Source organism: Flavobacterium sp. (assembly GCF_047602195.1).
Classification (GTDB): domain Bacteria; phylum Bacteroidota; class Bacteroidia; order Flavobacteriales; family Flavobacteriaceae; genus Flavobacterium.
On the sequence record NZ_JASGHW010000004.1, the window covers coordinates 2,439,486 to 2,464,677 of the forward strand.

At 47.5% G+C, this 25,192-nt stretch carries 19 protein-coding genes, 3 tRNA genes and 1 pseudogene; 14 read left to right on the top strand and 9 right to left on the bottom strand.

Going from position 1 to position 25,192, the window contains the following annotated elements; genetic code table 11:
• The 6 genes and pseudogenes from QM717_RS16975 to QM717_RS17000 all read left to right on the top strand — a co-directional run bounded on the left by QM717_RS16975 (position 1) and on the right by QM717_RS17000 (position 6,066).
• Positions 1 to 705 carry a 16S rRNA (uracil(1498)-N(3))-methyltransferase gene (locus QM717_RS16975; RefSeq protein ID WP_415039276.1) on the top strand — a complete coding sequence of 235 codons (705 nt, stop codon included), beginning with the start codon at positions 1 to 3 and terminating at the stop codon, positions 703 to 705.
• Between the two features lie 53 nt (positions 706 to 758).
• Positions 759 to 2,513: a T9SS type A sorting domain-containing protein gene (locus tag QM717_RS16980; RefSeq protein ID WP_415039278.1), complete on the top strand. Its 1,755-nt coding sequence runs from the start codon at positions 759 to 761 to the stop codon at positions 2,511 to 2,513.
• 26 nt (positions 2,514 to 2,539) lie between these two features.
• Positions 2,540 to 3,182, top strand: a pseudogene (locus QM717_RS16985) (DUF4159 domain-containing protein).
• 37 nt (positions 3,183 to 3,219) lie between these two features.
• Entirely contained in the window at positions 3,220 to 4,308 is a 1,089-nt protein-coding gene (locus QM717_RS16990) for an AI-2E family transporter (RefSeq protein ID WP_415039280.1), read from the top strand.
• A 2-nt stretch (positions 4,309 to 4,310) separates the two neighbouring features.
• On the top strand, positions 4,311 to 5,486 hold the full coding sequence (locus QM717_RS16995) for a THUMP-like domain-containing protein (RefSeq protein WP_415039282.1): 1,176 nt from the start codon (positions 4,311 to 4,313) through the stop codon (positions 5,484 to 5,486).
• 4 nt (positions 5,487 to 5,490) lie between these two features.
• Entirely contained in the window at positions 5,491 to 6,066 is a 576-nt protein-coding gene (locus QM717_RS17000) for a hypothetical protein (protein WP_415039284.1), read from the top strand.
• On the opposite strand, the gene QM717_RS17005 is transcribed toward QM717_RS17000, so the two are convergent.
• From QM717_RS17005 to QM717_RS17020, 4 genes are all read right to left on the bottom strand, one after another.
• Positions 6,063 to 6,653 (bottom strand): M15 family metallopeptidase, encoded by a 591-nt coding sequence (locus QM717_RS17005; RefSeq protein ID WP_415039285.1) that lies wholly within the window; start codon positions 6,651 to 6,653, stop codon positions 6,063 to 6,065. The genes QM717_RS17000 and QM717_RS17005 overlap by 4 nt on opposite strands.
• A 130-nt stretch (positions 6,654 to 6,783) precedes the next feature.
• Positions 6,784 to 6,857: transfer RNA gene (locus QM717_RS17010), tRNA-Arg, on the bottom strand.
• Positions 6,858 to 7,029: 172 nt separating this feature from the next.
• Positions 7,030 to 7,104, bottom strand: a tRNA-Pro gene (locus QM717_RS17015).
• Positions 7,105 to 7,110: 6 nt separating this feature from the next.
• Positions 7,111 to 7,194, bottom strand: a tRNA-Ser gene (locus tag QM717_RS17020).
• Positions 7,195 to 7,428: 234 nt separating this feature from the next.
• Here QM717_RS17020 and QM717_RS17025 point away from each other — a divergent pair.
• Complete coding sequence (locus QM717_RS17025; RefSeq protein ID WP_415039287.1) at positions 7,429 to 8,607, top strand: acetyl-CoA C-acyltransferase; 1,179 nt, start codon at positions 7,429 to 7,431, stop codon at positions 8,605 to 8,607.
• A gap of 225 nt (positions 8,608 to 8,832) precedes the next feature.
• Positions 8,833 to 9,594, top strand: a complete 762-nt coding sequence (locus QM717_RS17030; protein WP_415039289.1) for a C40 family peptidase — start codon at positions 8,833 to 8,835, stop codon at positions 9,592 to 9,594.
• A gap of 108 nt (positions 9,595 to 9,702) precedes the next feature.
• Here the strand turns inward: QM717_RS17030 and QM717_RS17035 are convergent, their stop codons facing one another.
• Both QM717_RS17035 and gyrA read right to left on the bottom strand, forming a co-directional pair.
• Positions 9,703 to 10,983, bottom strand: coding sequence for a tetratricopeptide repeat protein (locus QM717_RS17035; protein WP_415039291.1), 1,281 nt, complete (start codon positions 10,981 to 10,983; stop codon positions 9,703 to 9,705).
• Between the two features lie 19 nt (positions 10,984 to 11,002).
• On the bottom strand, positions 11,003 to 13,600 hold the full coding sequence (gyrA, locus tag QM717_RS17040) for a DNA gyrase subunit A (protein ID WP_415039293.1): 2,598 nt from the start codon (positions 13,598 to 13,600) through the stop codon (positions 11,003 to 11,005).
• A gap of 265 nt (positions 13,601 to 13,865) precedes the next feature.
• Here gyrA and QM717_RS17045 point away from each other — a divergent pair, with 265 nt between their 5' ends.
• The 4 genes from QM717_RS17045 to QM717_RS17060 all read left to right on the top strand — a co-directional run bounded on the left by QM717_RS17045 (position 13,866) and on the right by QM717_RS17060 (position 19,255).
• Positions 13,866 to 16,412, top strand: coding sequence for an ATP-dependent Clp protease ATP-binding subunit (locus QM717_RS17045; RefSeq protein ID WP_415039295.1), 2,547 nt, complete (start codon positions 13,866 to 13,868; stop codon positions 16,410 to 16,412).
• 164 nt (positions 16,413 to 16,576) lie between these two features.
• A complete protein-coding gene (rimK, locus tag QM717_RS17050) occupies positions 16,577 to 17,959 on the top strand; it encodes a 30S ribosomal protein S6--L-glutamate ligase (RefSeq protein ID WP_415039297.1) in 1,383 nt (460 codons plus the stop codon).
• A gap of 6 nt (positions 17,960 to 17,965) precedes the next feature.
• Positions 17,966 to 18,739, top strand: a complete 774-nt coding sequence (gene xth, locus QM717_RS17055; RefSeq protein ID WP_415039299.1) for an exodeoxyribonuclease III — start codon at positions 17,966 to 17,968, stop codon at positions 18,737 to 18,739.
• Between the two features lie 3 nt (positions 18,740 to 18,742).
• Positions 18,743 to 19,255, top strand: coding sequence for a DUF421 domain-containing protein (locus tag QM717_RS17060; RefSeq protein ID WP_415039300.1), 513 nt, complete (start codon positions 18,743 to 18,745; stop codon positions 19,253 to 19,255).
• Between the two features lie 5 nt (positions 19,256 to 19,260).
• On the opposite strand, the gene QM717_RS17065 is transcribed toward QM717_RS17060, so the two are convergent.
• Positions 19,261 to 20,073: an alpha/beta fold hydrolase gene (locus QM717_RS17065; RefSeq protein ID WP_415039302.1), complete on the bottom strand. Its 813-nt coding sequence runs from the start codon at positions 20,071 to 20,073 to the stop codon at positions 19,261 to 19,263.
• Positions 20,074 to 20,197: 124 nt separating this feature from the next.
• On the bottom strand, positions 20,198 to 20,452 hold the full coding sequence (locus tag QM717_RS17070) for a hypothetical protein (RefSeq protein ID WP_415039304.1): 255 nt from the start codon (positions 20,450 to 20,452) through the stop codon (positions 20,198 to 20,200).
• A gap of 120 nt (positions 20,453 to 20,572) precedes the next feature.
• Here QM717_RS17070 and QM717_RS17075 point away from each other — a divergent pair, with 120 nt between their 5' ends.
• Positions 20,573 to 22,060 (top strand): rhomboid family intramembrane serine protease, encoded by a 1,488-nt coding sequence (locus QM717_RS17075; protein ID WP_415039306.1) that lies wholly within the window; start codon positions 20,573 to 20,575, stop codon positions 22,058 to 22,060.
• Here the strand turns inward: QM717_RS17075 and hutH are convergent.
• Complete coding sequence (gene hutH, locus QM717_RS17080) at positions 22,049 to 23,557, bottom strand: histidine ammonia-lyase (protein ID WP_415039308.1); 1,509 nt, start codon at positions 23,555 to 23,557, stop codon at positions 22,049 to 22,051. The two genes, QM717_RS17075 and hutH, sit on opposite strands and share 12 nt — an antisense overlap.
• A gap of 138 nt (positions 23,558 to 23,695) precedes the next feature.
• On the opposite strand from hutH, the gene QM717_RS17085 reads away from it, so the two are divergent.
• Positions 23,696 to 25,063, top strand: coding sequence for a TlpA family protein disulfide reductase (locus QM717_RS17085; protein WP_415039310.1), 1,368 nt, complete (start codon positions 23,696 to 23,698; stop codon positions 25,061 to 25,063).
• The last annotated feature ends 129 nt before the right edge of the window (positions 25,064 to 25,192 follow it).

Below are 25,192 nucleotides of genomic sequence, written 5' to 3' on the forward strand. Positions count from 1 at the left end.
ATGCAGTTGTTCTACAATCCATCGCTGACGACCCAAACCGAAAGCTTCACTTTTGACCGTGAGGAAAGCAAACACATCGTTAAAGTGCTCCGAAAAAAAGACGGAGACCATTTATTTGTAACCAATGGTTTAGGGAATTTATTTAAAACCGAAATCACACTGGCTTCCGATTCGAAATGCACGGTAAAAATTGTTTCTTTCGAAACCGCCGAAAAACCCAAATACCACTTGCATCTGGCCGTCGCGCCGACCAAAATGAACGACCGTTATGAATGGTTTTTAGAGAAAGCGACCGAAATCGGCATCAGCGAAATCACACCGATCATCTGCGACCATTCCGAAAGAAAACAGGTAAAAACCGACCGTTTTGACAAAATCCTGCAGTCGGCCATGAAACAATCGCTGCATTACTTTCTGCCCAAGCTCCACGAACCGGTTGCGTTCAAGGATTTCATCAAACAGCCGCGCAACGGGCAGTTGTTTATTGCCCACTGCGAGGAAACCGAGAGGAAATCGCTGAAGTCGGTTATACAAGCCGGACAAGACATTACCATCTCAATCGGCCCTGAAGGCGATTTTTCTGAAAAGGAAATCAAAATGGCCTTGGAGAACAATTACATCCCTGTCACACTCGGAAATAACCGTTTGCGTACCGAAACCGCCGCGGTGGTTGCCTGCCACAGCGTAGTGTTTGCCAATGAGTAAAATTCTTGCAAATCAGAAAAATAAGTTTCATATTTGGCGTAAACATAAAATGTATGAAAAAACTTTACTTTTTGCTTGGCTTATCTTTGGTTTGGAATACCCAAGCGCAGAATTTGCAAGTGAATATCGACCAATCAGGGTTGGTTTGTTCGCCCGGTGACTGTGTGGAATTGTTCGCCAATTATACCAATTTGTCCGAAACCACTTCGTACTCGGTGGGTTCGATTCCTTACAGCCCACAATTTCCATTTACAGGCGGTATGGTGCTCGACAATACCGCCGACGATGTCTGGTCGCCCACGGTAAACCTGCCTTTCAATTTTAATTTTTACGGCGCCTTTTACAACCAACTGAAAGTGGGCAGCAATGGGGTCGTCACTTTCGATTCAACACAGCTTTCGGGGCTTCAGGGCGCTTGTCTCTGGAATTTCACCACACCGATTCCGAATACCAATTTCCCGATCAAGAATGCCATTTTCGGCGTGTACCAGGATACCGATATCCGTACCGAGGCAATGGACAACGATGCGGTTGCTGACAACCTCCAGAACGTAAATTATTACATTTCAGATACCGGAATCAACGCAGCGCCCAATCGCGCTTTTATAATTAATTTCAACATGCTGCCGCAATTCCAATGCGAAGGCTCGGTTGGTTTGCAGACCAGCCAGATTGTACTGCACGAAGGAAGCAATGTGATTGAGGTTTTTGTTCATAACCGCACAAGCTGTGCGACATGGAATGCCGGCGTTGGTGTCATCGGACTGCAGAACAGTACCGGTTCGCAGGCGATAGCGCCACCGGGAAGAAACACGGGAACCTGGAACGCAACCAATGAAGCCTGGCGCTTTACCCCATCCGGAACGGCCATCGCTGCCACGGTTTCGTGGACGCAAGCAGGAACGCCTGTCGGTTCGGGAAACCCGATTACCGTTTGCCCTACTGGATCTGCGTCTTATTTGGCTACCGTGACTTACCAGACTGCGACGCCTTTTTCGATTTCGAATGAAATTGCATTGATTCCTGCCGAAAATTATTTGACTGCACCAGACGATATTGTGCTGTGCACGAATGACACACCGCCTTATCAGTTTGACCTAGGCCAATTCAATGCAACGCTCCTTGGCGCTGTTCCCAACACCAATGACTACATGATCCTTTACTACAATAATTTACAGGATGCCGAAATCCAATCGCCTACCGGAACGATTCCTTCGAGTTCACCTTATAGCGTGATGGATGACACCACCATCTACATCGGCGTGGACAATATCGTTACCGGCTGCTACAGCGTCTTTCCGGCCAACATCATCATCAATCCCGTTCCGGATGCGCCTAGTGGCGACGCCACACAAACCTTTACCCCAGGACAAACCCTGGCCAATTTGGTGGTGTCTGGGCAAAACATCCAATGGTACGATCATCCAACGCAAGGCAACCTATTGCCTGATTCGACGGTTTTGGTCAACGGTACAACGTATTATGCCAGCCAGAATGTCGGTGGTTGCGAAAGCCGTATCTTGGCCAATCGCCTGGCAGTAACGGTCACGGCAACGTTGGGCAACCAGCAATTTTCGCAAAGCGACATTCGTTTGTATCCAAATCCGGCAAGCCATTCTTTAAAGGTAAGCTATCCGACCAATGTCGATCAAATTGAAATTTACAACCTGCTCGGACAAATGTTTTTGCAGCAACAACAAAATAAAAATGATTTTACAGTTGACGTTTCCAACTTAAAAAGCGGTCATTATATGATTCGTTTGCAGGCTGGAAATGAAATCGTCACTACTAAATTTATCAAGAAATAATATTGACCAGCCAGCGTTTATTCTGTATGAAAAAAATCACGTTGCTCTTTTTCCTTTTAATGAATTCTGTTATTTTTTCACAGGAAATCGCCTTGCTCAAATACAACGGCGGCGGAGATTGGTATGCCAACCCGACTTCGCTGCCGAATTTGATCAAATTTTGCAACCAGAACATCCAGACCAAGATCCGGCTCAAGCCTGCAACGGTCGAACCTTTCGAGCCCGGATTTGTTTTCCTATCCGTATGTACACATGACCGGCCATGGCAACGTGGTTTTCAGTGATTCGGATGTGGCCAACCTCCGCTCCTACCTTGCGGCCGGCGGTTTCCTGCACATCGATGACAATTACGGCATGGACCAATATGTGCGCAAGGAAATCAAGAAAATCTTCCCGAATAGTGATTTGGTTGAAATCCCGGCCACGCATCCTATTTTCCAGAAACCGTATTCTTTTCCGGCGGGAATTCCCAAAATCCACGAACACGACGGCAAACGTCCGCAGGCTTTTGGAATTTTTGAGCAAGGCCGATTGGTGCTGCTCTATACCTACGAAACCGATTTGGGCGACGGCTGGGAAGATCCAGAAGTCAACAACGATCCGCTCGAGGTGCGTCAAAAAGCACTCAAGATGGGCGCCAATATCATGAGCTATATTTTCAGCAACTAGCCAAAAAGTTTAGTATCTTCGGCTAAAATTGTATCGGATGACTTCAAAAACTTTAGCCAACGGTATTTTGCGCGCCGTTGGAATCATTACGGGCATCTGCCTTTTGGGTTATTTTCTGTACCAGATCCAGGCGGTGATCGTTTACTTGGTCGTGGCCTTGATTACGACCTTGATCGGTTTGCCGATCCTCAACTTCTTCCAGCGCAAACTCAAATTCAACAATATTTTCGCTACGATTGCGACCGTCTTTATTTTTGTGCTGATCCTGGCCGGATTCATCATGATGTTCATCCCGCTGATTTCCTCGCAGGGCGAAAGCCTGTCCTTGCTGCAAACGACCAAGATTGAGCAAAACATCACCGAACTCCTCAGTAAAATCGGTATCTGGCTCGAAAGCCACAACATCGATTCGAAGAATTTGATGAAGGAAGCCAATATCGGTTCGAAGATCAATTTCTCGTTCATCCCCAATTTTCTCAATATTTTGCTGGGAACCATCGGCAGTTTTGGCGTCGGATTGGCCTCGGTGCTGTTCATCACCTTCTTTTTCCTCAAAGACCGTATGCTGTTCGTTCGCGGCGCCAAAAAGCTCATTCCCGATTCGCACGAAGAACAAATCCTGAATTCGCTCGACAAGATCAACCACTTGCTTACCCGGTATTTTGTGGGGCTGCTGTTGCAACTGCTCATTATTTTTGTGCTGTATTTGATCGTTTTGCTCATTTTCGGGATACAGAATGCACTGGTCATAGCGTTTTTATGTGCCGTCTTGAACATCATCCCTTACATCGGGCCGCTGATCGGTTCACTGCTCGCGGCAGTCCTGACGATGATCAGCAACCTGGGCAGCGATTTCCAGACCGAAATCTTACCGACAACCATTTACGTGATGATTGGTTTTTGGATCGTACAGGTCATTGACAACAATGTATCGTCGCCGATGATTTTCTCAAACAGCGTCAACTCGCATCCGCTCGAAATTTTCCTCGTGATCCTGATCGCCGGTTCGCTTTTCGGTATCTTGGGCATGATCATAGCCGTGCCGATGTATACGATCCTCAAGGTAATCGGCAAGGAATTTTTCCCTGAAAACCGAGTCGTCCAAATGTTAACCAAAGACCTCTGATTTTGGACAATTCATTGCTGCGGCCGGAGATACAGCAATTCATCCGCCAAAATACCGACGCCGATTTGCAAAAACTGGCGCTCCAGAAAAATCCGTTTCCAGACGCCAATTGGGTAGAAATCCTGAACCAGGTTGCGGCCCGTACCAAAGCCAAGGACAAACTGCCGAGTTGGTTTGCGGCCGAAAACATCATCTATCCGTCCAAGGTTTCGGTGGAGCAAACTTCTTCTGAAAAAACGGCACAGTATAAAGCGCAGCTCGTTTCCGGCCAGCGTCTCGTTGACCTGACCGGCGGTTTTGGCGTGGATGATTTTTATTTGGCGAAACGCGTCGCCCATGTCGTCCATTGTGAAATCAATCGGGAATTGTCGCAAATCGTCGCATACAATTTTGAACAGCTTCAAGTCGGCAATATCGAGTGTTTGGCGGGTGACAGCACCCAAATCCTTCAAGACAGTAGCCAGGGATTCGACTGGATTTACATCGATCCTTCGCGGCGCAACGATGCCAAGGGCAAAGTGTTCCTGCTCAAGGACTGTTTGCCCAATGTTCTGGAATTGCTGGGTTTGTATTTTCAGTTTTCGGAAAACATCTTGATCAAGACCGCGCCGATTCTTGACATTTCGGCCGGATTGTCCGAACTCCAAAAAGTAAAGGAAATTCATGTGGTGGCCGTTGACAATGAAGTCAAGGAGTTGCTGTGGCTGCTTTCAAAGGGTCATTCGGGAAGAATTGCGGTCAAAACCACCAACATCAACAGGGACAAAACCGAAACCTTTGGTTTTATGCTCGACGATGAGCCGCACGCGACTTTCGGCCTTCCGCAAAAATACCTGTACGAACCCAACGCCGCAATCATGAAATCGGGCGGATTCGACGCCATTTCGGAATCCTACAATTTGAATAAACTGCATCCGCATTCGCATTTGTATACTTCGGAAGATTTGATCGATTTTCCCGGCCGCCGATTCGAAATCAGGCACAACATCGGCTACGGCAAAGCCGAAATGAAAACCTTTTTGCAAAATGGCAAGGCCAACATCACGACGCGCAATTTCCCCGATTCGGTCGAAACCATCCGCAAGAAATGGAAAATCAAGGACGGCGGCAACGTGTATTGTTTTTTCACAACCGATACAAATAACAATAAAATAGCTTTAATTTGCAGCAAAATTTAATGCAATGAGATTCCTTACCTTTCTGGCCGTTTTGCTTTTCAGCGGCAGTATTTTTGCCCAAAAACCTTGTGATTTTTCCGTCAACGTGACCGATTCGATTGGCCAGTACAAAGTGACCAAGGATTACATTGTCTATGAAAAAGTCTTCGCCGGAAACTCCTCCTATATTTTCAATTCCATCGCCATTTCGGATGGTTTGCCCACGCTCAACGTACAATTTATCGAAAAGAGTTCCGATTTCATCAAGGCGAAATGCCTGGATGCGAATTCCAAGATTTTTCTGCAACTCGAAAACGGCAAGATCGTGACGTTGCTGCATGTAGCGCAGGAAAGCTGCGGGACAATGGTTCGCGATGAAAAAGGCATGTACAACAGGGTGCTGACCGGTTATTTCCTGTTCAAGAAAGACGATTCGGAATATCTTAAAAAATCACCGGTTTCATTGATGCGCATCAAATTTTCGACGGAAACGGTCGATTACATCATCAAGAACGCGATCAAGGCCGAACTCAACAACCAATTGTATACGCCGGCGAATTACTTTATGGATTATTTCCACTGCATCAACGAATCGAATTAATCGCAATTCCACTTGAAATTGGACACCTCGAAATTGCGCGCCGATTTCTTGAGGTTGTAGTGCCACCATTCGCTTTCGAAAATCCGGAAACCGAAACTGGTCATGGTGTTGCGCAAGAACTTGCGGTTGGCCTTGACTTCCTCGGATAGGTTGTCGTATGCGTGCGCCGCCTCCGGACCGAAGTGATCGAATGTGGTTCCCATGTCGAGTTCTACCCCATTTTCATCCACCAACGTAATGTCGACCGCACCGCCGCGGTTGTGGATCGAACCTTTTTTGGGGTCGGCCACATATTCGGGATTGGAAACGATGGCCCACATTTTTTTCTGGATGTCGAGTGGACGGTAGCAATCGAACAGTTTAATGCGATAGCCTTTCTTGATGAATTTCTGGTTGGCTTTGATGAGCGCCTTGACGGTCTTGAATCGCAGGTAGCAATCGGCGCAATCGTATACTTTTGATTTTAGGAAATTGTCGGCTGTGGCATATTTCATGTCGTAGACGAAATCGTTGCTGTAATCGCGCAGATTGACGAAAGTGGAATCGTCTACATCCTCTGGAAGATCATCGGTATTGAAATCGATCATTTGGCTTTGGCAGAAAGCGGAAAAAAGTAAAAAAAATAGAATGAAAGGATTTTTCATTGCGGTGGAAATTTTTTACAAAGTACCACAATTTTTGAAAACAAAAAAGCCTTCCAAAATGAAAGGCTTTTTGTGAACGCAGAAGGATTCGAACCTTCGACCGCCTGCTTAGAAGGCAGGTGCTCTATCCAGCTGAGCTATGCGTCCTAATTCTTTTATTTGCAGGATTACTTCGTGATCCTGAAGTGGGTTTGATGCTAATCAAATCCCGAAAGCCTGACGGCATTTTGTGCTTTTTTGATTAACACAAATGCTCGAATGAATTCGGCATTTGCTTTTAATCAAAAAATCCCTTTCGCTGCGCAAAGGGATTTGCTTGTCGGGGTGGCAGGATTCGAACCTGCGACCTCCTGGTCCCAAACCAGGCGCGATGACCGGGCTACGCTACACCCCGAAGAAGCGGAGAGACAGGGACTCGAACCCTGGCGACAGTTACCCGCCGACAGATTAGCAATCTGCTCCGTTACCACTCCGGCACCTCTCCGTTGCAAACAAGTTTAACCTTTTTTGCGGTTGCAAATGTAACTTTTCATTCCATACCGCACAACTAAATAATAATTTTTTTTGATGTTTTTTTTGGATTTATATTGAATGCGTTCATTGTCAGTTGAATGTATCAATTTTGAAAATACGACCATTTCAGAATTAAATCTAAAAGTCATTTAGAAATCATTCAAAATTGGTTAAATTCGCAGCCAAATAAACAACAACAAATACTATGAGCAAAAAAGTGGTTATCGTGTCGGCTGTGAGGACGCCAATCGGAAGCTTTATGGGTGCCTTGTCTACGGTTCCTGCCCCAAAATTGGGTGCAGCGGCCATCAAGGGCGCACTGGATAAAATCAACCTTGATCCCAAATTGGTGGATGAAGTGTTAATGGGCAATGTCGTTCAGGCTGGCGTGGGCCAGGCTCCTGCGCGTCAGGCGGCTATTTATGCCGGTTTGCCCGACAGCGTCATTACTACGACGGTCAACAAAGTATGTGCTTCGGGAATGAAAGCCGTGACACAAGGCGCACAAGCGATCATGCTCGGTGATGCCGAAATCGTCGTGGCAGGTGGCATGGAAAACATGAGTTTGATTCCGCATTATGTACAAATGAGAACCGGAATGAAATTCGGTGGCGTGAACATGATCGACGGCATGCAGAAAGACGGACTCAGCGATGCCTACGACAACAACGCCATGGGCGTTTGCGCCGATTTGTGCGCGACCGAATACAAGATTTCACGCGAAGACCAGGACAAATTTGCCATCAATTCCTACGAGCGTTCAGCCAAAGCTTGGGATGCCGGAAAATTCGACAATGAGGTCGTTCCAGTAGCCGTTCCGCAAAGAAAGGGCGACCCGATCATGGTAACCAAAGATGAGGAATATACTGCGGTAAAACTCGACAAAATCCCGGCGTTGAACCCGGCCTTTACCAAAGACGGAACCGTTACGGCGGCGAATGCTTCCACGATCAACGACGGAGCGGCGGCTTTGGTCCTCATGAGCGAGGAAAAAGCACAGTCACTCGGGTTGAAACCTTTGGCTTACATCAAATCATACGCCGATGCGGAACAAGAGCCGAAATGGTTCACGACTGCGCCGGCGAAAGCCTTGCCAAAAGCTTTGGATAAAGCAGGCATCACCAAAGACCAAGTCGATTTCTTCGAATTCAACGAGGCGTTTTCGGTGGTTGGTTTGGCCAATACGCAAATCCTTGGTTTGGATGGCAATAAAGTGAACGTCAATGGCGGTGCGGTTTCATTGGGCCATCCATTGGGTGCTTCGGGAGCGCGTATCCTCGTGACCCTGATCAACGTTTTGGAACAGAACAATGCCAAGATTGGTGCGGCTGCGATTTGCAATGGCGGCGGCGGTGCTTCGGCGGTTGTGATTGAAAGAGCTTAATTGTTCATAACGATAGGAAAAATGGGCTGATTGACGTTAGCCCATTTTTATTTATTTTTTAATTTTACACCAGAATCCCTAGCCCGGATAGACGCGGAAATCCTTTTGCCTTTTATGAGATTTCTCCCTGCGGTCGAAATGACACAACGCATTGAAGAACATCAATCGTAAATGACACGGCAAAAGATTGCAGCAGATAGCCGGAATGGCTCCTAAAAAAAATACATGTTCGGAATTTGCAACCTTGCCATCATCCCTTTGCGCGCTGAAGCCAGCGACCGCAGCGAAATCGTGTCGCAGGTTTTGTTTGGCGAACATTTCGAGGTTTTGGAGACGGCCAAACAATGGACGCGCATCAAGCTGCAATACGACGGTTACGAAGGCTGGATCGACACCAAACAATACCGCGTCATTTTGAAGGAACAATACAAACAACTCAGCGAGGATGCGATTGTGCTTAATTCGGATTTGATCGAATACATTACGGCACCGAATAATTTGCTGCTGCCGATACCGCTTGGCGCTTCACTTTCGTTCCTGAACCATCCGGAAATCAATGTCGATAATTTTGATTTCGAGGGCATGCGCATCAGCGGTGTCAAGCCCAAGTCGAATTTGATCAATACGGCATTTATGTATTTGAACGCACCCTATTTGTGGGGCGGAAAGACACCTTTTGGGATTGATTGCTCGGGGTTTACGCAGATGGTGTACAAGCTCAACGGCTATCATTTGCTGCGTGATGCGTCGCAACAGGCCACGCAGGGTGATGCGCTGAGTTTTATTGAGGAAAGCGAACCGGGTGATTTGGCGTTTTTCGACAATGAGGAAGGCCGTATCATTCACGTGGGCATCATCATGGATGACAATTACATCATCCATGGCAGCGGAAAAATCCGGATTGACCGTTTGGATCATTTGGGAATTTACAACGCCGAGCAAAACCGGCATACGCACAAATTGCGTGTAATCAAGAAAATCATATAGTTTCAAAAGTTTAGCCACGAATTCACGGATTATTTTAGCGAATGCAAAAATTTGTGAATTCGTGGCCATAAAAAAACCCGGCATTTGCCGGGTTTTATATTTTAGGATTTATTTTCCCAACTTGGCCTTCAAGGCTTTTCGTTTGTCGGTCATTTCAAGCGCACCGTAGATGTTGAGCAGGTTGTCGCCCACATCCGGGTCTTTCTTGAGGTCGTAGGCTTTCTCGAAATACGGGATTGACGAACGGAACATGTCGTCTCTCTGTTTCTTGAGCGCTTCGTATTTCTTGTTGTCTTTTTCGGAGTTGCCGAGCTTGTTCATCTCGTCTACGAGTTTTTGCTCGTCGCGCAGATAAAGCAAGGCCAAATTGAGGTTGGCGCCGTAATCGTCCGGTGCGATGGCAATCGCTCTTTTGTAGTAATCCTCTGCTGCCTTGGGATCTGCTTTGGCAGAAGCGACACCGAGGTTGAAGAACAACGAAGCGTCGTTCGGGTTTTTCTCTACGAGCTGTGTCGTGACTTTCTTATAATTGTCCATATCGCCTTGCTGCAAGTAGATTTCAGATTCGGCTACGAGCAAATCGGTATCGTTTGGATTGGCTGCTTTGGCTTCGGCAATGGCCGCTTTGGCTTCGTCGAATTTTTTTTGCTGCATGTAGATCAAGGCCACATAACGCGCGATTTCCCCTTTTTTGGAAGGCACTTTCTCGTCGCGTGGTGCAGAGGCCAATTTGAGGCGCACCTGGCTGTCGCGGTTTTTCTTGGCCTCATCGCCAGAGCCGTAAAACTCCTCTTGCCCCGAAACTTCATTCTTGGCGTAGTAATTCATTTTCTCGCCCGAGTAATTGATTTTCTTGAGTTCCTGGAAATTGGCGAGTGCCTTGCCGTAGTCTTCACCCCTCATGTAATAAATGGCTGCGAAGTAAAGATTTTCTGGTTCTGATTTGTCCATCTCATAGCTTTGATACAGCAAGTCGGCTGCACCCTTGTCATCTTTTGCATCGATTTTAGTCTGTGCGAGAGTGACAATATCAGTCTTGAGCTTTTTGAGTGCCGCTGTGGCGTCTTCGCTGTATTTCGATTTACCGGCCGCTTTCTCGATGGAAATGACATCTTGGTAGGCTTTTGCAGCTACGGAGATATTCTTGCCCGGTTCGATTTTTTTATCGGCCAGTTCCTTGGCAGCATTTCCTTTTACGAAATTATATTGGGCCTTTTCACTTTCGGAAGCGGCACCGATTGTAGCTTCCGCTTGCTTGAGCTGGTTGATGGCTTCCGCAGGATTTCCGCCTTTGAGCGCTTTTTCAGCCGCCTTGATTTGGTCTTTCTGTGCGAAACCGCTAACCGAAATCAGCAAAGCCGACGCAAGGATTACATATTTACTTTTCATTGTGGTTGTGTTTAATTAATTATTCTTCTGTTTCTTCATCGTTTTCGTCTTCGATGTCGTCATTTTCTTCGATGTCATCATCGTCGTAGTTGTCATTCGAAGCTTCGCTTTTTGGAACCGGGACGGCATTCGGCGAAATCACGTCTCCGTTTTCATCCAATTCCACATCGGCTACTTCTTCTTCCTTCATGACTTTGGTTACCGCTGCAATCGAGTCGTTCCCTTTGATGTTGATGAGTCGAACCCCTTGTGTGGCACGGCCCATGACACGTAAATCTTCTACGGCCATACGGATTGTGAGCCCGGATTTGTTGATGATCATCAAATCGTCGGCGTCGGTCACGTTGTTGATCGATACGAGTTTACCTGTTTTCTCGGTGATGTTGAGCGTCTTGACTCCTTTTCCACCGCGGTTGGTTACGCGGTATTCTTCGAGGCTTGAACGTTTGCCGTAACCGTTTTCGGCCACGACGAGGATTTCGCTGTTCATGTCGTTGACGGCCACCATTCCGATGACTTCGTCCTGTTCGTTGGCCAAGGTAATGCCTCGAACTCCTGAGGCAGTTCTTCCCATCGGACGGGTTTTGCTTTCTTCAAAACGAACAAGCTTTCCAGACTTCACGGCCACCAAAATCTGGCTTTGACCCGTGGTCAGTTTGGCTTCGAGCAATTCGTCGTCTTCACGGATCGTAATCGCCGCTACCCCATTGACACGCGGACGTGAATATTGCTCCAGCGAAGTTTTCTTCACCTGGCCTTGCTTGGTCACCATGATGACATAATGGCCGTTGATGTATTCGGTATTTTTAAGGTCTTGCGTACAAATGAATGCCTTGACTTTGTCGTCGTTCTCGATATTGATCAAGTTTTGGATCGCACGGCCTTTGCTTGTCTTGCTGCCTTCCGGAATCTCGTAAACGCGCATCCAGAAACATTTTCCTTTTTGCGTAAAGAACATCATGTACTGGTGGTTCGTCGCCACATACATGTGCTCGAGGAAATCGGCATCGCGCGTGCCGGCACTCTTCTGCCCTACACCACCACGGTTTTGCGTTTTGTATTCGGACAAAGGCGTACGCTTGATGTATCCCGCATGCGAAATGGTAATAACCACATTCTCATTGGCAATCAAGTCCTCGATGCTGACATCGCCGCCTGAATATTCAATTTGCGAGCGACGCTCATCGCCGTATCTTTCCTTGATTTCGACCAATTCGTCCTTGATCAATTGCATGCGCATTTCCTTGCTGGCCAATAACGCTTTCAAGTGTTCGATGAGTTTCATGATCTCCTCGTATTCCGCACGCAATTTATCCTGCTCCAGACCGGTGAGTTGACGCAGACGCATTTCAACGATCGCCCGCGATTGGATGTCGGACAAGCTGAAGCGCTCCATCAATTTCTCACGCGCCTCGTCGGTGTTCTTCGAGCCGCGGATGATTTGGATCACCTCGTCGATGTTGTCCGACGCAATGATGAGTCCTTCGAGGATGTGCGCGCGTTCTTCTGCCTTGCGCAATTCGTATTGGGCGCGACGAACGACCACTTCGTGACGGTGCTCGACGAAATAATGGATCAGGTCTTTCAAGTTGAGCAATTGCGGACGGCCGTTGACCAGCGCAATGTTGTTCACGCTGAACGACGACTGCAATTGGGTGTATTTATATAAGGTATTCAGGACGACATTCGGCACCGCGTCGCGTTTCAAGATGTAAACGATACGCATACCATTCCTGTCCGATTCGTCGCGGATGTTCGAAATACCCTCGATTTTTTTGTCATTGACCAAATCGGCGGTTTTCTTGATCATTTCCGCCTTGTTGACCTGGTACGGGATTTCGGTCACGATAATCGACTCGCGGCCTTCGACTTCCTCGAAGTTGACCTTGGCGCGCATGACAATTCGTCCGCGTCCGGTCTTGAATGCTTCGCGAACGCCTTCGTATCCGTAAATCACGCCGCCCGTCGGGAAATCCGGGGCCTTGACATGGTTCATGAGTTCGTCGATTTCGATATCGTTGTTGTCGATGTAAGCCAAAGTCCCGTCGACTACTTCATTCAAATTGTGCGGCGGCATGTTGGTCGCCATACCCACGGCAATTCCGGAAGCCCCGTTGATCAAGAGATTCGGGACACGCGTCGGCATTACTTTGGGTTCTTCGAGCGTGTCGTCGAAGTTGAGCTGGAAATCGACCGTCTCCTTGTCGATGTCTGCCATAATGTCCTCTGACATCTTACGCAAACGTGCCTCAGTGTAACGCATCGCCGCCGGGCTGTCACCGTCGATCGAGCCGAAGTTACCTTGTCCGTCGATCAACAGATAACGCAAACTCCAGTCCTGCGCCATACGCACCATCGCGTCATACACGGAAGAATCCCCGTGCGGGTGGTATTTACCGAGAACCTCTCCTACGATTCTCGCCGATTTTTTATGGGCGCGGTTTGAAAAAACCCCTAAATCATACATTCCGTAAAGTACCCTTCTGTGAACGGGCTTCAGGCCGTCGCGCACGTCAGGCAGTGCCCTTGACACAATAACTGACATCGAATAATCGATGTAAGCTGATTTCATTTCGTCCTCTATGTTAATAGGAATTAACTTTTCTCCGTCAGACATATTCTACTATTTGGTTTAAAAATTATTCTAATTAAAAAATCCCGCTAATATAACCTTTCCCGAAGATTCTGCGTATATAACTTAACAGAAATTTACGTGTATTTATTAACAAAAACGCTTCAGAATTCCGTTAATAAGTTAATAAATAATTAACGCTGAAATTGGACTTTTTTTTGTCACTTAGCCTGACATCGGATAATGTCGGGAATGGTTTTTGCAAAAGCGCGCCATTATTATTAAATTTACATTACCAATTATACTTATTATGGATGATAATTTTTCACCAAGAGTCAAAGATGTAATCACCTACAGCAAGGAAGAAGCCCTTCGTTTGGGCCATGACTTCATCGGGACAGAGCATCTGATGTTGGGGATTTTGAGGGATGGCAACGGGAAAGCAATTACAATTCTGAATAATTTATCGGTAGACCTGGAGCACCTTAGACGCAAAGTCGAAATCCTGAGCCCCGCCAATCCAAACGTCACCGCCAGCAACGAAAAGAAAAACCTCCACCTGACACGCCAGGCCGAACGTGCACTCAAAACCACCTTCCTCGAAGCCAAGGTTTTCCAGAGCACATCGATCAGCACCGCACATTTGCTGCTGTGCATTTTACGAAACGAGAACGACCCTACCACTAAACTGCTGAACAAACTCAAGATTGACTACGATTCAGCCAAAGAACAATATTTGAATATGACGCCAAACGAAGATAATTTCCTTGAAAACCTTCCTAAGAACGAATCTTTCAATGAAGATTCCGGACAGGATGACAGCCTCAAAGAAGGCACTTTTAATAATCCGGCCAACAAGTCGAACAAAAAATCGAAAACGCCGGTACTCGACAACTTCGGTCGCGATTTGACCGAACTGGCCGAAGAAGGCAAACTCGATCCGGTCGTAGGCCGTGAAAAAGAAATCGAACGCGTATCGCAAATTCTCAGCCGACGCAAGAAAAACAACCCGTTACTGATTGGTGAACCGGGTGTGGGTAAATCGGCCATCGCCGAAGGTCTCGCGCTTAGAATCATACAGAAAAAAGTATCGCGCATTTTGTTCAACAAACGCGTCGTGACCTTGGATTTGGCGAGTCTTGTCGCAGGAACCAAATACCGCGGGCAGTTCGAAGAACGTATGAAAGCCGTGATGAACGAACTCGAAAAGAACGACGACATCATCCTGTTCATTGACGAAATCCACACCATCGTTGGTGCGGGCGGCGCGACTGGATCGCTCGATGCCTCGAACATGTTCAAGCCGGCTTTGGCGCGTGGCGAAATCCAATGTATTGGTGCCACGACTTTGGACGAATACCGCCAGTACATCGAAAAGGACGGTGCGCTCGAAAGACGTTTCCAAAAGATTATTGTAGAGCCGACTTCGGTTGAGGAAACAATCACCATCTTGAACAACATCAAAAACAAATACGAAGACCACCACAACGTGACCTACACGCCAGAAGCGGTAGAAGCCTGTGTGAAATTGACCAACCGATACATGTCGGAACGTTTCCTTCCGGACAAGGCGATCGATGCGATGGACGAAGCCGGTTCACGCGTGCACATCACCAACATTGAAGTTCCGAAACAAATTTTGGATTTGGAAAGACAATTGGAAGAAGTACGTGAACTCAAGAACTCTGTCGTCAAGAAACAGAAATACGAAGAAGCGGCGAAACTGCGCGACGATGAAAAACGCATCGAAAAAGATTTGGCCATCGCCCAGGAACAATGGGAAGAAGATTCCAAATCGAACCGTATTCTCGTGACCGAGGACAACGTGGCCGATGTGGTTTCGATGATGACCGGAATTCCAGTCAATCGTATCGCACAAACCGAAAGCAATAAATTAGCAAACCTGCCCGAACTCATTGAAAACAAAGTCATCGGACAGAAAGATGCGGTCTTGAAAATCGCGCGTTCGATCCAAAGAAACCGCGCCGGTCTCAAAGATCCGAACCGTCCGATTGGGTCGTTTATTTTCCTGGGACAAACCGGTGTCGGAAAAACGCAATTGGCCAAAGTTTTGGCCAAGGAATTGTTCGATTCTGAAGATGCACTCATCCGCATCGATATGAGCGAATACATGGAAAAATTTGCGATTTCGAGATTGGTCGGAGCACCTCCGGGATATGTAGGTTATGAAGAAGGCGGACAATTGACCGAAAAAGTCAGAAGAAAACCGTATTGCGTCGTGCTTTTGGACGAGATTGAAAAAGCGCACCCTGACGTGTTCAACATGATGCTGCAGGTTTTGGACGACGGTTACCTGACCGATAGTTTGGGACGCAAAATCGATTTCAAGAATACGATCATCATCATGACCTCGAATGTCGGTGCACGCCAACTCAAGGATTTCGGTCAAGGGGTTGGATTCGGAACGGCTGCCAAAGTAGCCAATGCCGATGAACACTCGAAAGGCGTTATTGAAAATGCGCTCAAGAAAACATTCGCACCTGAATTCCTGAACCGTATCGACGACGTGATTGTGTTCAACGCACTCGAAAAAGCCGATATCGATTTGATCATCGAAATCGAACTCAAGAAATTATACGCAAGAATCCACGAATTGGGCTACAACCTCGTGTTGTCTGACAAAGCCAAGGCGTTCATCGCCGACAAAGGTTTCGACAAACAATTCGGTGCAAGGCCGCTCAAAAGGGCCATCCAGAAATACGTCGAGGACGCGCTCGCGGAAGAAATCATCACTTCCAAGATTGGTTCTGGAGACGAAATCTACATGGACCTCGAAGACGATACTTCGCAGGAACTCAGCGTAAAAGTCAAGAAAGCAGAAAAACCTACTAATTAAGTAGGTTTTTTTATTTTATTGAAAAAGAAGCCTTTGCTCTTGCAGCGAAGCGGTCTTACAGCGCAGTGGCCTTAATGTCTTTTTTAAGACATTGTTATATTTATGTTATCGCTGTTGAAGGTTGCCAAATTTGCTTTACTTTCGCGCCTTTTCAAGCACTTGTCATGTCAGTACACAAAGTCATCATCGGCAGCGAAGAATGGTTTACTTTTCCCGACTTGGGAATCCCGGCGATTAAGGCACGCATTGATTCGGGCGCCAAGACCTCTGCCCTGCACGCCATCAACATCGCGCCGTTCCAGAAGGAAGGCGAAAATTGGGTCAAATTTGACATCAACCCGATCCAGAACAACCTCAAGACCATCATCCATTGCGAAGCACCGCTCGTGGACAAACGCATTGTCAAGAGCTCGAGCGGTTTCCGCGAACAGCGCTATGTGATCCAAACCCATGTCGAAATCGGCGAATCGACCTGGCCGATAGAAATGACCCTGACCAACCGCGATTCGATGGGATTCCGCATGCTGTTGGGACGTGAAGCGATGAGCGGCCGTCTGCTCGTCGATCCCGAAAAGAAATACGTGCTCGGCAACCAACCCACAACCGATTACCTCAAGGAAATCTATAAAGATTCCGAGGAACGGCCTTCGGGTTTGCGTATCGGGCTTCTCGCGAGCAACCCAGAATTGTACAGCAACAAACGCATTATGGAAGCCGGCATGATCCGCGGGCACGAGATGGAATTCCTCAACATCAAGGAATGCTACATGAAACTCGATGCGAAATTGCCCGAGATCCATTACCGCGGTGGAAAAATCCTCAATAAATTCGACGCGATCATTCCAAGGATTCGGCCGAGCATGACTTTCTATGGATGCGCATTGACACGCCAATTTGAAGCCCTGCGCGTATTTTGCCTCAATTCCTCGAATGCGATTGCCCAGTCTCGTGACAAATTGTATTCGCTCCAATTGCTGCTCAACCACGGCATCGACATCCCGACGACTGGCTTTGCCAATTCCCCGCTCGACACCGACGATTTGATCAAAATGGTCGGTGGTTCGCCGCTTATCGTCAAATTGCTCAAAGGCACGCAAGGAAAAGGCGTCGTATTGGCCGAAACCAAAAAAGCGGCCGAATCGGTCATCAATGCATTCAAGAGCCTCAACGCCAATATTCTCGTACAGGAATTCATCAAGGAGGCCAACGGCAAAGACATCCGTTGCTTTGTGATTGATGGAAAAGTCGTGGCGGCCATCCAGCGCGAAGCCTTGCCCGGAGAATTCCGCGCGAACATCCATCTCGGCGGAAGTGCTTCGATCGTCAAGATTACCGAGGAGGAAAAGCGCATGGCCATCCGCGCCGCCAAAGCGATGAACCTCAAAGTGGCCGGTGTCGACATCATCCGTTCGTCCAAAGGGCCGTTGCTGCTCGAGGTCAACTCCTCACCGGGTCTCGAAGGAATCGAAGGGGCCACCAACAAAGATATTGCAGGTAAAATGATCAAGGCTATCGAGAAAAACCTTAAATTTAAGGTGACGAAATAACCACCGATGAAAATTGCGACTTACAATGTGAATGGCGTCAACGGACGCCTTCCTGTTTTGTTGCGCTGGCTGGCCGAGGAAAAACCCGATGTGGTTTGTCTGCAGGAACTCAAGGCGCCGCAGGAAAAATTCCCCGAACAAGCCCTACTCGATGCAGGCTACCATGCAATCTGGCACGGACAATTGAGCTGGAATGGCGTAGCGATCCTATCACGAAATTCCAATATCGAAGAAATCGGACGCGGTTTGCCCGGTGATCCGGAAGATTTGCAAAGCCGCTACCTCGAAGCGATGGTGGACGGGATTGTGGTTTGTTGTTTGTATCTTCCCAATGGCAATCCGACACCGGGGCCCAAATTCGATTATAAACTGAAATGGTTTGGACGTTTGCAGGCGCGTGCGCAGAAATTGCTCGAATTCAATGCGCCTGTGGTTTTGGTGGGCGATTTCAATGTGATGCCCACCGAACAAGACGTTTACAAACCCAAACGTTGGCTCAACGATGCCTTGTTCCGTTCCGAAGTGCGCCAGGCTTTTCACGAATTGGTCGCCCAAGGCTGGACGGATGCGATTCGCACTTTGTATCCCGACGAAACCATTTATACTTTTTGGGATTATTTCCGCAATGCCTACCAAAGGAATGCCGGTCTGCGCATCGACCATTTTTTGCTGAGCCCACAGCTCAAAAACCGACTCCAATCCGGCGGTGTGGACAAGCACGTACGCGGATGGGAGAAAACCAGTGACCATGCGCCCGTATGGATCGAATTAAAACCATAGCCCATGAATGCTTATTTTGATATTATCCTCCGTTCCGCCGCCGTTTATGTGTTCATGATTGCCGCTTTGCGCATTTTCGGAAAAAAAGAACTCTCGCAACTCAACACCGCCGACATCATCCTGATTCTGCTCATCAGCAACTCGGTGCAGAATGCCATGGTGGGGCCCGACACCAGCCTTTGGGGTGGATTGGCTGCGGCAACCGTACTCTTTGCACTCAATTTCGGCTTCAAGAAATTGATGCGCAAATCCAAATGGTTCGGCAACCTGATACAGGACAAGGCCCAGGTATTGATCCACAACGGCAAACTCGATTTCAAGCAATTGTCCGAACTGGACATTTCGAATGACGAACTCAAGGAAGCCATCCGTGAACACGGCGTCGAGCATTTTTCCGATGTCAAGCTGGCCATTTTGGAACCCGACGGCAACATCAGCATCATTTCAGGGGAAGCCCGGCTGCGGCAAACGCATTTCAAACGCAAACACAATAGAAAAAACCTGACGGCTTTATAATGAGGCTATTTTAAAATATCGGTTGTGGCTTTGGTGGAAAATGGCGCGGTGAAAAAGTCGTCGAGCACTTTAAAAAACAGATCGGTTTTTTCATAAGAGCCGAAATGCGTCGCGCCGGGCATGATGAAAAGATTGGCTTTCGGGATGTTTTGAAAGATTTTAATACTGTGTTCCAATTTGATGGCATCGCGGTCGCCGCTCATGACCAATACTGGCACTTTGATTTTTGCCAAAGCGGCATATTCGATATGGGGATGGTTTTTGAGCAGCAACAGCAGCCGTCTCTCATTGTCATTTTTTGCAGTAGCCAAAGTTTTGTCCACCCAACGCAAAAGTTCGGGAAAAACCGCTGTGGAATCAGGTTGCACATTCGCACCAAAAACCGCAAGACGCTTGACTTTTTTAGGATAATCGATGGCCAATTCCAATCCTATGATGCCGCCGTCGCTCTGCCCCCAGACGTAGCACGAATCGATTTTGAGGTAATCGAGCAGGGCATTAATGTCGGCCGTCATTTTTTCATAGGTCAGCGTATCGCCCGGATCTTGCGTTTTGCCATGCGCGCGGCTGTCCACGGCGATGACTTTGTATTTCGACTTGAAATGTTCGATGCGTCCCGTATGGCCTTTGATTGATCCGCCATTTCCGTGCAACAGCAGCAACGGCTTGCCTTCACCGTAAGTTTCATAGTACATCTTGATGCCGTTGACAGTGGCATAATGGCCGGCTTCGGGATTGTCGCCATATTTTATTTTCGGGGTTTGCGCTTGGGCGCCAATGGTAAATAACAACAAAAGGGAAAGCAACATTTTTTTCATGGTATCGTTTTTTGATTTATACAGTAGCCGACGTTGGCTTGGACTTGTTACAGGTTAAGAAAGATTCGGTAAAAAAACGGCCCGTACTTCAAAGCACAGGCCGTTTCTACCAATCATTAAATTTTTAAGAAAAGTCCGGTCCGGTGTTGACCCTGGGCTGGTCATCGGCAGAAGAATGGTTTTTATACGATTCGTATTTGCGGTTGCCGAACTGTTGGTGGTGTCGGCGTTCGTCGCGGTTTTCGGCTGTAATATCATTGCCGGAAGCGTCACGGTCCGTGGCCCCGATGTGGCTCACTTCTTCCGACCCGTCACGATGGTCCCGGTATTGGCTTTGCGAATCTTCCCGATCGCGTCTGCCGTTATTATTTGTTTCCATAATCTAAACTTTTGATTGACTTAAAATTACGAAAACCCCAAAAAGCATAAAACCGTTTTAGGGAAAGATTGGCATTTGCAGGTGTTAAACTTTTCAATATATTTACTAAAAACCAAACAGATGGCTATCGGAATTACCCCTTCTTACAGCGCGATGATGCCGCTGAATCACTTTACGGCCCAGCAATTCATGGCGCTGTCCGCAGAAATTGCCCGAAAACTCGGCTGGAAGATTGCCGCAATCGACCCAGAGGAAATCGTACTGCAAACCAATCACGGCCGTTTGGTGCACAATGCACAAATTTCGATTGGCATACAGGACCAAACGGTCCACCTGAATAGTGTTTCCATCGGGAATGAAATGTTCGATCTGGGACGCAACAGGAAGAATGTCGAAGCGTTTCAGGAAATGTATTACCAGATGTACCGCGATTATCCACTGGAAACACTGACCGAAAAATTCGAAACACTGCAGCCCGACCTTATCGAAGACGAACCGGTGGAAGCTGCCGGGAATTCGCAGTCCCTTTATTCGATTGATTTTATCGGCTTGTTCAAGCCTTCGCGATATTATACGGTCACTCCCGTCCTGATTTACATCAACACGTTGGTTTTCATCGTGATGGTGGCTTTTGGGGTTTCCGTCTTTGAACCTTCGGCAGAGGTATTGCTCCAATGGGGTGGCAATCTCAGGCAGAATACGGTAAACGGTCAATGGTGGCGGCTATTGACCAGTTGTTTTGTCCATTCGGGGCTGCTGCATTTGTGCATGAACATGTTTGCGTTAGCTTACATCGGTGCCTTGCTGGAACCCAAACTGGGCCGCGTGCGCTACCTGTCTGCGTATTTGTTGACGGGAATTTTTGCAAGCGCCGTAAGTTTTTGGCAACATTCCCAGACGGTCAGTGTCGGTGCTTCGGGAGCCATCTTTGGCATGTATGGGATTTTCCTGGCCTTGTTGACCACCAATTTTATCGAAAAAAAGGTACGCAACGTGGTGCTTCCGAGTATTTTGGTTTTCATTATTTACAACCTGCTGGTCGGAATGAAAGGCAATGTAGACAACGCAGCACACCTGGGCGGACTGATTTCGGGGATTGTGGCGGGTTATGGTTTTGTACCGGGGCTCATCCGAAAAGAGAAACCGTTGTTGCAATATGCCGCAATCGCCGTTCTGGCAACGGGTGTTTTTCTGACCACCTGGATTTTTTCCAAAACAGTTACCGTACAGAACGACTATGCCTTGTTCCAGCAAAAGGTCAGCGATTTTGCCGAAATGGAAAATCTTGCCGTCGAAGTCTACCGCCATTTTGACTATTCTACGCGGGAAGAACTGATGCATGAATTGAAAAACCGCAGCGATTACTACTGGAAGGAAAACCTCAAGCTTGTCGAAGAAATCGACGATTTGGATTTACCGGCCACAATCCACCAGCAAAACGACCTGGCCGGCGAATACTGCGAATTGTACATGGAGATGAACAAATTGCTTTACAAAGGGCTCAACGAAAACAATGTTGACCAATACGAAAGCCAGCTCCAGGATTACCGGCGTCAAATCGATGAAATCGCTAATGAAATTGAAAGAATCAGCCGGTTACCCCAATAAATCCTCCTCGATCACAAAGCTGTCGAGGAAAACCACCGTTTTTTCGATGTCGTAATGCAGGATGCGGTCTTCTTCGACCAATGGCACTTCTGCCCGGTACGTCTTGAGGAACGATTCGATAAAGTCGCTCGATTGCAACGGTCTCCTGAATTCGATGGCCTGCGAGGCATTCATGAGCTCAATGGCCAAAATGCGCTCGAGGTTGTCGATTACACGCAGCGCTTTCGTAGCCGCATTCGCCCCCATACTGACGTGGTCTTCCTGCCCGTTGCTCGAGACAATACTGTCGGCGCTGGCCGGCGTACACAATTGCTTGTTCTGGCTTGCGATGCTCGCCGCGGTGTATTGCGGAATCATGAAACCCGAGTTGAGCCCGGGGTTGTTGACCAAAAATGGCGGCAGATTGCGCAATCCCGAAATGAGCTGGTAAGTTCTTCTTTCGGAAATGCTGCCGAGTTCCGACAAGGCAATGGCCAGGAAATCGAGCGCCAACGCCAAAGGCTGGCCGTGGAAATTCCCACCCGAGATGACCTGGTCGTTATCGATGAATACATTCGGGTTGTCGGTCACCGAATTGATTTCGGTCTTGAAAACTTTCTTGACGTAATCGATGGCATCTTTCGAGGCACCATGCACCTGCGGGATGCAACGGAACGAATACGGATCCTGTACATGTTGTTTGGGCTGTTCGATGATTTGGCTGCCGTCGAGGAATTCGTTGACGCGGTTGGCCGTCACCACTTGTCCTTTGTGCGGACGGATCATGTGGATCAATTCATTGAACGGTTCCTTACGGCCATCAAATCCTTCCAGGGAAATGGTTCCGATCAAGTCGGCAAGCCACGAGAATTTGCAAGCCTTGATTAAGACATGCGCCCCATAAGCACTCATAAATTGGGTACCGTTGAGCAACGCCAGTCCTTCCTTGGACTGCAAGACGATCGGCTGCCATCCGAATTGGTCGAGCACTTCGTTGGCCTGGGATTTTTGTCCGTTGAAATTGACTTCTCCCATGCCGAGCAAAGGCAGCGACAAATGCGCCAACGGAGCCAAATCGCCCGAAGCACCGAGCGAACCTTGCTCATAAATGACCGGCAATACATCGTGGTTGTAGAAATCGATCAACCGTTCGACGGTAACCAACTGTACGCCCGAATAACCGTAACTCAAAGATTGAATTTTGAGCAGCAACATCATCTTGACGATGTCCTGCGGTACTTCATCCCCGGTTCCGCAAGCATGCGATTTGACCAGGTTTTCCTGAAGTTTGGATAAATTTTCGTTGGAGATTTTGATGTTGTACAAAGAACCGAATCCCGTATTGATGCCATAAATCGGATCGCTGTGCGACTGCATTTTCTGGTCGAGGTATTCGCGGCATTTGTCTATATTGATTTTGGCTTCTTCGGACAAGGCGAGTTTTTTGCCATGGCTGAGGATTTCCTGTAAATTTTCGAGGGAAAGTACATCCGAACTGATGTAATGCGTATTGTCCATTTTGTGTTTTGATTGTGGTCTCAAAATTCCGCAAACCATCGGTAAAAAGCAAGGTTTGTTAATAATATTTAAAATAATATTAACCATTTAAAATTCTCCCTACATTTGGCTTCCATTAGAACAAAATTCCTATTGAAGATGAGTAACTTCCTCAAAAATACCTGGCCTGTATGGTTGCTTTTTACGCTGTTTTCATTTGCGGCACCACCAGAGACAATAACATTTTCAGGAAAAATAACCAACAATACCGACGGCAAATTCAAGCTTTGGGGAGAATCTTTCGAAAAAGAAATCAAGCTCAAGTCCGATGGCAGTTTCAATGAAAAAATCACCATCAATTACAGCGGGACTTATTTCCTGACTACAGCCGAAAACCGCGCGGCGATCTACCTGACCCGTGGCACAAACCTGAGCATCAACGCCGACAACAAGGATTTTTACAAAACGCTCAAATTTACCGGCAAAGGCAGCATCGAGAACCAATACATCGCGAGCAAGAATGCGTATGTGAACCAAATCAACCAGGAAAAATTGTACAGCCTGGATGAGGCTGCTTTTTTGGCCGAGCTCAAGGCCATCAAGCAGGACATTCTTAAATTGCTCGACCACGGCAAATTTCCCGATGGAAAATTCAAGACCAGCGAGCTGCGCAACATCAATTACCTCGAGCAGATTTTTATCGTGAGTTATGCGAAAAACCACGCACATTTCCTCAAGCTTCCGAATTTTACGGTTTCCGATAGCTTCCCGAGACTCGACCCAAAATTGGACTACGACAACGAATCAGACTTCCTATTTTCGAACCCGTACAAGCAATTGGTCAACCTCAATTTCAACGATCTCGTGCAAAGACAACTCAAGCCCGAAGACCAGTTCGTCTGGAAAGTAGCGCTGCCCGAAATCAAGAAAGTCAAAAGTCAAAGCATCAAAAATGCCTTATTGTATGCCTTGTCGTTTGAAGTCAATGCCGCCAATCCCGATGCGAAAATGCTGTATGATGAACTCGTCGGCCTTTCCACAAACCCTCATTTTAAAAAAGAGATCACCGCGACTTACAACAAAATAGCAGCCCTGAACACGGGTTCGCTCTCCCCTGCTTTTGATTACGAAAACCACAAAGGCGGCAAAACCGCGCTCGAAAGCCTCAAGGGCAAATACGTCTACATCGATGTCTGGGCCACTTGGTGCGGGCCATGCATCCGCGAAATTCCGTCCCTGCAAAAACTGGAAAGCGATTACAAAGGAAAGAACATTGAATTTGTAAGCATTTCGATCGACGCCAAGAAGGATTATGAAAAATGGAAAAAAATGGTGACCGACCGTCAAATGGGCGGAATCCAGCTTATGGCCGACAATGACTGGAATTCCCAATTCATCGTGGATTATGCCATCGTGGCCATCCCAAGGTTCATCCTGATTGATCCAGATGGGAAAATCGTCTCTGCCGATGCGCCAAGACCTTCCGATCCGGCATTGGTAACGCTATTGGCCGGTTTGAAAATATAATGCAAAGCCTTCCAGACGGAGGGCTTTTTTTCAATCCAAATTGAATCATCTTTAAATTACACTCTGCTTTTATAGCAATACTTAATTTAATTGGCTGTACTTTTTGGATATTCCTAAAAATTTCACACA